The sequence below is a fragment of the Tenacibaculum geojense genome (assembly GCF_042676005.1).
GTDB classification, from domain to species: Bacteria; Bacteroidota; Bacteroidia; order Flavobacteriales; family Flavobacteriaceae; genus Polaribacter; species Polaribacter geojense.
Window position 1 is genome coordinate 1 of the sequence record NZ_JBHTJR010000035.1, and the last position, 2,271, is coordinate 2,271.

Here is a 2,271-nt window from a genome sequence, read left to right on the forward strand (position 1 = left end):
TCACGTTTGTAAAAGGGGATTTGTACTCAATATAATTTTCAGTTATAAAAATTTTAGACAAAAACATTTTATTGATAATTATTAAACAAATTATTGAAAATCCAATTAACGGTACTAAAAGTGGATACATAAATTCACCATTATCTCTTATTCGTATAAATAAGAATGTAAAAAAAAGTGTTGCTAATCCGGTTAATATAAGACCGAACCACTGTAGAAAATTGTTTTTGTTTGCGTAATTGAATTTTTCCATTAATGTTTGTTTTAATTATTGCCAACGGTCTCAGCTAAGGAATCGTTGCGTTAGTTTTAGCGTTTAGTTAATAAATATACTTAAACATTTGGTCATAAGCGGTAATTTCCCAACGGGAAATTACATTAGCAATGTTTTTTAGCTATTGTTGTAGCACGTTTTTATTCGCAATTATTTAATTCATAATAGTATTTAATAGGATTATGCGTTATATATTCCTTTCCATTGATTTCTGTACAGAATTTTTCTTTATCTATTTCTATTATTAATTCAAGGTGTTCGATAAATTCTTCGGCATATTCTCCATCCGCAAAACTTATTAATTTTAAAGAAGGAAGGTAAAAGTCATTATTCTTTTTTGAAATTACTTGCTCAAAAATCAAACGAGTAGTCTCATAAAAAAAATCGGTTTCCCCCAAATTATGTTCAGGTCCAGTAGTTTCATAATAGCTGGTGAATTCAGAATTATTCTTAGGTACTAATTTTATTAAAATCGATAAAGGGATTTCTTTTTTCTGTAGGTAATATTCTGCAGCAGTATTTAAGTTCTGTTCATAATCTGTTTCACTAAAGGTTTTTGTTTCAGAGCTCACATTCGTTATTCCAATTTTGAGTTCAGTTTTTTTCAATTCAGATTGTTGTTTTTCTATTTTATTATCAACTCTTTTGCAAGAAAGTATAATTAAAGGAATTATAAAGTAGATTAGTTTTTTCATTTTTCGGAATGTGCTACAACGGTTTCGTATAACCCGTCAGTTATCGGGCTAATTTAGCCAAAAGTTTTCAGTTATTTACTAGCTTAAGCAATTCTGAGTGGATTCGGACGAATTCGAATCCGCCGTAATTGCGGTTATACATTGTTGGCTATAGTTTTTTATATTCAGTTGGTAATTCAACTCCATAAACTTTTTCCAAATACCAAAGTGGCGGAAGTCCATTTTGAGCTCTTCTTTTATCAATATTTTCAATATCTCTTATCGGGAATTGTTCGAGTTGGTTTAAATAAAGTCCATAAATCTGCTCTTTATTTTTTAGTATAGATTTTTCTTCCTCAAATATTGTCCAAAAGCTCTTTTTTATGTTCCCTTTTTTTATTTGTTTATCTATGTATGGTTTAAAAAAGTTCCAGATGTAATTATCTTGTTCGTAAGTTTCTCGTTGATGCCATAGAACCAACCATCCTTTATTTTGCCAACCATATTCCTTTGTTATTTTAATTAGGCGTTTAATGTTGGAGGAATCAATTCTGGCCATTTCTTTTGTGTCAATTCCATTATTGCGAATTTCTTGGTCTAACTTGATTAAGCTGTCTACTTCACGGTAAATTTTTGGGTGTTCTAGTTTTTTACAGAATTCAGTTATGTGCTTTTCATAGTTATTTTCGATTTCAGAAAACAGTTTTTCTTTTCTGAAACTATCAAACTCATTAAAATTTAAGAAATAGTCTTTTGAGGCATTTGTATTATGAATTGATTCTGTGAGAAGTTCTTTCGCTTTGTCCATATTTCCAACATTCAAAGCTGATGCGGCTGCATAAAAGTATATGGAAACATCTTCTTTTGGTTTTAAATCAATAGCCTTTTGAAAATTTGACAGAGCTTTATCATATTTCTTGTCTTTGAATTCAAGCATAGCTTTTTGTTCCAATTCACTATACTTTTCAAAGTCATTTTGATTTTCTGAACAGCCAAAAACTGCTAAAACAAAAAGTATGTAGGTTATTTTCATAGTTTTGTCAAAATTGTAGCCAACGGCTTCGGCTATGATTAGTGCGGGAGTAGGGAAGCGAATTCTTTCCGATTGAGCACTAAGACGAAGCATTTTGTTTGCTTTTAATTTTTTCTTGTTCAAAAGTCAAATCAAAATGATTTGACGACACTATAAAAATACATTAAACTTTGGATTAAACACCAAAACCAGTATTAATTATAGCCATTGTTGTAAAGCGTTTTTTTTATTAACTTATTTTCTTCCCTCAACTCTCATTTTAGAATGGAGCACTGCTGACTTATATCCAA

Annotated in this window: 2 protein-coding genes; both read right to left on the reverse strand. The window is 29.9% G+C overall.

Annotated elements, in window-relative coordinates:
* Positions 1 to 414: 414 nt before the first annotated feature.
* The gene (locus tag ACFQ1U_RS06365; protein ID WP_386106493.1) at positions 415 to 969 is read right to left on the reverse strand and encodes a hypothetical protein; all 555 of its coding nucleotides are present in this window, start codon (positions 967 to 969) and stop codon (positions 415 to 417) included.
* A 148-nt stretch (positions 970 to 1,117) separates the two neighbouring features.
* On the reverse strand, positions 1,118 to 2,104 hold the full coding sequence (locus tag ACFQ1U_RS06370; protein ID WP_386106495.1) for a hypothetical protein: 987 nt from the start codon (positions 2,102 to 2,104) through the stop codon (positions 1,118 to 1,120).
* Between the last annotated feature and the right edge of the window lie 167 nt (positions 2,105 to 2,271).